Source organism: uncultured Mucilaginibacter sp. (genome assembly GCF_903913935.1).
Lineage (GTDB): Bacteria > Bacteroidota > Bacteroidia > Sphingobacteriales > Sphingobacteriaceae > Mucilaginibacter.
Genome location: NZ_CAIWNH010000212.1, coordinates 1 through 5,246, shown reverse-complemented (window position 1 = coordinate 5,246; position 5,246 = coordinate 1). Strand labels below are relative to the sequence as shown.

The 5,246-nt window shown below is 44.2% G+C and carries 8 protein-coding genes; 2 read left to right on the top strand and 6 right to left on the bottom strand.

Translation table 11 applies throughout. From position 1 onward, the window contains the following. On the top strand, positions 1-524 hold a 524-nt coding region (locus tag QZY09_RS08005), incomplete at its 5' end, for a hypothetical protein (protein ID WP_295670728.1). Positions 525-532: 8 nt separating this feature from the next. Then, the gene (locus tag QZY09_RS08000; RefSeq protein ID WP_295670725.1) at positions 533-907 is read left to right on the top strand and encodes a hypothetical protein; all 375 of its coding nucleotides are present in this window, start codon (positions 533-535) and stop codon (positions 905-907) included. Positions 908-911: 4 nt separating this feature from the next. Here the strand turns inward: QZY09_RS08000 and QZY09_RS07995 are convergent, their stop codons facing one another. From QZY09_RS07995 to QZY09_RS07970, 6 genes are all read right to left on the bottom strand, one after another. Then, on the bottom strand, positions 912-1,175 hold the full coding sequence (locus QZY09_RS07995) for a phosphopantetheine-binding protein (protein WP_295670722.1): 264 nt from the start codon (positions 1,173-1,175) through the stop codon (positions 912-914). Between the two features lie 7 nt (positions 1,176-1,182). Then, positions 1,183-2,460, bottom strand: a complete 1,278-nt coding sequence (locus tag QZY09_RS07990) for an ABC transporter permease (RefSeq protein WP_295670719.1) — start codon at positions 2,458-2,460, stop codon at positions 1,183-1,185. Continuing rightward, on the bottom strand, positions 2,453-3,214 hold the full coding sequence (locus tag QZY09_RS07985) for an ABC transporter ATP-binding protein (protein ID WP_295670715.1): 762 nt from the start codon (positions 3,212-3,214) through the stop codon (positions 2,453-2,455). Before QZY09_RS07985 ends, QZY09_RS07990 begins: the two co-directional genes overlap by 8 nt. Continuing rightward, a complete protein-coding gene (locus tag QZY09_RS07980) occupies positions 3,208-4,218 on the bottom strand; it encodes a BtrH N-terminal domain-containing protein (protein WP_295670712.1) in 1,011 nt (336 codons plus the stop codon). The genes QZY09_RS07985 and QZY09_RS07980 overlap by 7 nt, the downstream gene beginning before the upstream one ends. After that, positions 4,208-4,615 (bottom strand): hypothetical protein, encoded by a 408-nt coding sequence (locus QZY09_RS07975; RefSeq protein WP_295670709.1) that lies wholly within the window; start codon positions 4,613-4,615, stop codon positions 4,208-4,210. The genes QZY09_RS07980 and QZY09_RS07975 overlap by 11 nt, the downstream gene beginning before the upstream one ends. 23 nt (positions 4,616-4,638) lie before the next feature. Further along, positions 4,639-5,246: 3-oxoacyl-[acyl-carrier-protein] synthase III C-terminal domain-containing protein (locus QZY09_RS07970; protein WP_295670707.1), on the bottom strand; the 608-nt coding region annotated here is incomplete at its 5' end.

Below are 5,246 nucleotides of genomic sequence, written 5' to 3'. Positions count from 1 at the left end.
TGGGCCTTTATAAACGCTTGCCCTGTTCCAACCTCCACCTGTATGAACCCCGAACCAGAGGAACAATAGGAGGAGAGGGTGCTGCATTTTTTTTGTTAAGCGATAAATCTTCCGAAAAAAACCTTGCGGAGCTCCTAGCCATCCGAACTATTTATAAACCCGGCAGCCCGGAAAATTTGGAGAAAAAAGTGCGGTTATTCCTGGCAGAAAACAATTTAGCGATCACTGACATTGACCTGGTGATTACTGGCAAAAGCGGGGATACCGCACATGACGATATCTATGAGCGATTAAACCTGACCATTTTTAAGACGATCAATTTAGTTAACTACAAACATTTATGCGGGGAGTATCCAACCGCATCGGCTTTTGCACTGTGGCTGGCGGTCAATATCATCAAACATAGAATGGTGCCTGAGGTAGTCGTCGAAAAAAGTGTTTTGAATACCATGCCTAAAAAAATATTGATCTATAATCATTACCAAAAAATATATCATTCATTAATGCTGGTTTCGGCAATTTAAATTTTCACATGCAGTTTATAAACAATGCTTTATTTAAGATCAGTAAGCTGGAACGCCATGACGGTGTGCTTAAAGCCGTGCTGGCGATCAATAAAGATTGCCATATATTTAAAGGGCATTTCCCCGGGCATCCCGTACTCCCCGGCGCCTGCATGCTGCAAATAGTGAAAGAAGTATTGGAAAAGGCCCTGGGTGCTTGTTTGCGCTTAAAAAAGGCAGAATATTTGAAATTTATGCTGGTGATCGGGCCGGAGAGTACCAGCTCAGTGAATTTGGATATTGTACACAAGGAACTTGCTGAAAGCCAAATAAAAATAACTGCCAGATTAACCAATGCGGAGTTGGTGTATTTTAAATTTCAGGGGACGTTTTTAGCACTGTGAAGCATTATTTTCCTTGATGCTCCCTGATATAATCCACCATGGTATTCACATCAACGAGGATCTTACGGCCTTCCCTTGGATCTTTGATACTTATGCCGTATTCCTTTTTTAATAAAACGATCAATTCAAGGGAGTCGATCGAGTCCAGCCCGAGTCCGTCGCCAAATAAGGGTTCGTCATCTTTGATGTCGACCGTTGTGAGGTCAGTAAGGTTAAGGAATTGTATGATCTGGCTTTTTAATTGTTCTTTTAAGGTTGCTTTATCCATGAGGTGTTTAAATTAAATTTTTTCGCTTCAGCCCCCAAAAAGTAGCGGCCTGAAGTAGTAGCGTAATAATAATTAAAGGGGCAATATTGTTTAAGATATCTTTTAGTTTTCCCCCTTCCAGGAATAAGGTATAATAAGCTTCGAGGCACCAGTGCATCGGCGAGAAGTTGGCCGCATTTCTGAAAAAGCCCTGCATAGCAAAACTGGGAACCATCAAGCCCCCAATAGCGGCTAAAATAACGATAGAGACTGCTCCAAAACCATTTACCTGTTCCTGGGTTTCTGAAAATACCCCTACACAAATGGCATAGCTTACTGCGCACCAGCCGCAAATAATGGTAATCACCACGAGGGCTAGCAGATCCGAAGGCAAGTTAAGCCCCGGTAAACCCATCAGCGGGAACAGCCAGATCCCTATCGAAAATATAACAACCGCCTGTACCATGGTCACGAACAGAAAAGTGATTTGTTTTGACAGGATAGCTACCAGGTAACTGGTGGGCAGGGTTTTTAACCTGATAAAACTGCCGCTTATTTTTTCTTTAACCACACTACCGCCCAATGACATGATGACAAAAAACATGGCAAAAATCGTCCAGGCGGGCACGTTGTGCTGTGTAGCATTTGGCGCGATACGGGTACCGCTTTTTGACACCGGAATTTCCTTGATCGCCGTTTGATTGTTCAGCATTTCGTTTTCCAGATTTTCGGGCATTGGTTTTTCGTTGATCGAAAAATACAGACTTCGTAAGGTTTCCCTGCTCTCCACCAGTTGCAATGCGCTTCTTACAGCCCCTGCCACAGACAACCTTAAGGATTCCTGCAAAACAGGGTTATAATAAAGCGTAAGCGGGTCAACATCGCCGGCCGGTTTAAGTGTTCCTCCTTCTAATCCAAAACTTTTGAGGGCCTTGCCTGCGATATTGTTTGCTTTGGCCGCCACCTTCGATGAGAAATTTGCCGGGATGATCAGTCCAAGCATCGCATCTTTCGCATGCATCGCGTCTGACATGGATTGTTCGTTTTGGATGCCGTAAATCTGCAATACTTTGAACATGCCAATTTTATTAATAGAAGTGATCAACTGCCGGCTCGCCTCTCCGGTATCCAGGCGATTGATCAGGATAGGTAGTTTGTTTTTATCGACTAGTTGAAAAGTGCTGTTTTGTATATTAGTGACCACAATAACCAGCATAATAGGCATCGCTAACATCAGGCTGAGGCCTACTTTATCCCTCCAGAGGATCCTTATATCTTTTAAGATGGTCGCCCCGAGTTTAAACATCGTTCCTGTAATCCTTTCCGGTTAAGTTTAAAAATAAATGTTCAAGGTTGTCCTCGTTATACCCTTCCAGCAAGCCGTTGAGGCTGTTATGGGCTATAATTTTACCATCGTCCATCAGGGCTACCTGCTGGCATAAGCCTTCTGCTTCGCTTAACTGGTGCGAGGTGTAAATCAGCGTGGTACCATTTTTATTTAATGCTAAAAGATAGTCGATGATCGCGTGCCGGGTTTGTACATCCACACCAACGGTCGGTTCATCTAAAAACAATATTTCCGGCTCATGGATGACGCCTATCGCCAAATTCACTCTGCGTTTCATACCGCCGGAGAATTTTTCAACTGGTTTATCTCTAACTTCTTCCAGCCCCAAAATATGCAGCAATTCATCGGTTCTTTTCCTGATCTTTTGCTTATCAAGACCCGACCAGGCGCCGAAAAATTCCATGTTTTCAACCGGACTGAGTTCCTGGTAAAAAGAAAAATCCTGCGGCACAAAACCGAAAAGATGATTCACCTCAACGTGCTTTTGGCCGATATCGTGACCGAAAAGCCTGATATGACCTTCATCAGCCCTGAGTAATCCAGTCATTAAACTGATCAGCGTGGTTTTGCCTGCCCCGTTAGGGCCGAATAAGCCGAACCGTTCGCCTTTCGCAACTTTTAAATTTAGATTGGAAAAAATAACGCCGGAACTTCCCTGATACCGGAAGCCCATATTTTGTATGTCAATTGCCGGGAGATGCTTTATTACCATTTTATTTTCTTTAAAACAAGGAAAGCTTCTTTCTCTAATTCAGCGATCTCGACCAGGTAATTTCCCATCACGTCGAAATCCTGCTGGCTGCCTATTCTTCCTTTGTAAATTCCGGAGGCTTGAACCGCCGCCGTGCGCCACAAATCGCCTGCCTGGGTAAACATGCGCGAAACGGCAGCCAAACCCTTGCCAGGCAGCCAGGCATCAGCTTCCTGCAAAAAAGCAGCATAAATATAGCGGAAGCCGCCGCCACCGGTACCAATCTCTTCCTGCATCCGTACCATTTGTGCCAGGTATGAACCTGCTTTTTGCAAGCCCAGCTTATTTGGCCATTTTTTTATCCTGTTTCCGGTAGCTTTTATGCCCTTTACCCCCGCAAAACTGAATGGAATGCCAAGCATGTTGCGCACATTTTTTTTAATCCCGCTTTTAATGGCATGTTTGATTTGTTCGTCGCTGATAGCGGGCCCATGTTCAGGAAAATAAAGATGTCCCCTTGGAGCAAGTGCCCCTTTCGCAAAACGAACGCGTTCCAGCTGGTAAGAATCTAAAATGTTGGTGCTTTCCATAATGGGATCGCTCACCAGGTAATTGTCTTCCTCCCTGCCATAAACTACAATGTTGTGGGCATTAAAATGGAAGCGATATTCTTTCGGGAAGTAGGGGAGATAATAAACCCCAACCTGGCAACCTACGGCGTGTCCGTTGTTCAGGCTTTCGCGTAAAAATGATTCTGCTTTTGCCGGTGAGCGGAATTTTTTCCTGATCACCGATATGCCCAATGATTGGCATGTCCGGTTGAAAATATGTCCCGGCAGGGTCCTGAATGCGATAGCCGGACCATTATTGATCTTCATCAATGGAATATAGGCGAAAAACAACCCGGCGCCAATGCCAAACGCAATCGGTTCGGTGATCTTTCCCTGCGAGCTGATTCTTAGTAAATTACTGGTAACACCCGATTCACAATGTGCTGCCTGGTGGTGTTCGAACTCAATCTTCATTTATAATCATATTTTTGAGGTCTTTAACCTTGATGTTAAACGCGGCGGCGTATTTTTCCAGCTTTTTAGCTGGCAGCTGATGAAATACTTTTGGTTTTAAATGTCTTTTGATCTGCCATTTCCAAAAACCGGTGTAATCTGCTAAAATACTGATATCCATCAGCCTGTATTCCATGAAGAACAACAGGGGGCTGGCTTGTTTGTTAAGCACTTGCTGCTTCGCAGATTCAATCCGTTTTTCAATATCGGCCCAGGCCACATCCAGCGCTTTGATCTTTACCTCCCAGCCGCTGCTGAGTGCGGTAACATATTTACCGCTACTGTCCGTGGCATAGCAAATCTCTTGCGTGATTTTGCCGAGCGAACTCAGGTCCTGTGGTACTTCATCTTTTTTCATAGCGGTAGCTGAAGGGGTAAATTTCAGCAAACAGTTAACATCGCATACATATAGGAAAAGCGCCCGCTTTCCGGGACGAGCAATAGAATTTTCTCTCCTTTTTTTAGTTTTCCACTTTTAAAAAGCTCATCTATCATCAGGTACACGGATGCCGCCCCAACGTTTCCAACGGTAAACAAATTAATGAACCATTTTTCATAAGGAATGCCGCCGCCGTACTCTTCAATCATATCATAGATCTTGCTTTTGAAAAAGTTGCTCGAGATATGCGGTAAGAAATGGTCAATATTACCGGCGCTGAGCCCCCTCCGTTCGAAGATTTCTTTGATTTTTATGCCCCCCAATTTAATAATGTTATCACTCAGCAAAGTAATATCCTGTTTGATGCTGAAGACAGAATTGGTCATGATTTCTTCGGGAGTAAAATCCATAAAGCCTTTTAACGACCCATCTGCAAGCTTTTCGGCGCCCATATACATGCAGGCTTCCATTTGGTTGGCGTAGGAGACGCCTTCTATCCAATCAATCCGCAGGCTTAATCCTGTTTCATTAGGTTGATCCGTTAGCAAAAAAGCCGAGGCACCGTCAGATAGCATCCATCTTAAAAAGTCTTTTTGAAATGCGATGTAGG

Bases quoted from the DNA above. Each gene is read 5' to 3' on its own strand.
- QZY09_RS07985 (WP_295670715.1), bottom strand. From the start codon at position 3,214: ATGGTAATAAAGCATCTCCCGGCAATTGACATACAAAATATGGGCTTC.
- QZY09_RS08000 (WP_295670725.1), top strand. From the start codon at position 533: ATGCAGTTTATAAACAATGCTTTATTTAAGATCAGTAAGCTGGAACGC.
- QZY09_RS07990 (WP_295670719.1), bottom strand. From the start codon at position 2,460: ATGTTTAAACTCGGGGCGACCATCTTAAAAGATATAAGGATCCTCTGG.
- QZY09_RS07980 (WP_295670712.1), bottom strand. From the start codon at position 4,218: ATGAAGATTGAGTTCGAACACCACCAGGCAGCACATTGTGAATCGGGT.
- QZY09_RS07995 (WP_295670722.1), bottom strand. From the start codon at position 1,175: ATGGATAAAGCAACCTTAAAAGAACAATTAAAAAGCCAGATCATACAA.
- QZY09_RS07975 (WP_295670709.1), bottom strand. From the start codon at position 4,615: ATGAAAAAAGATGAAGTACCACAGGACCTGAGTTCGCTCGGCAAAATC.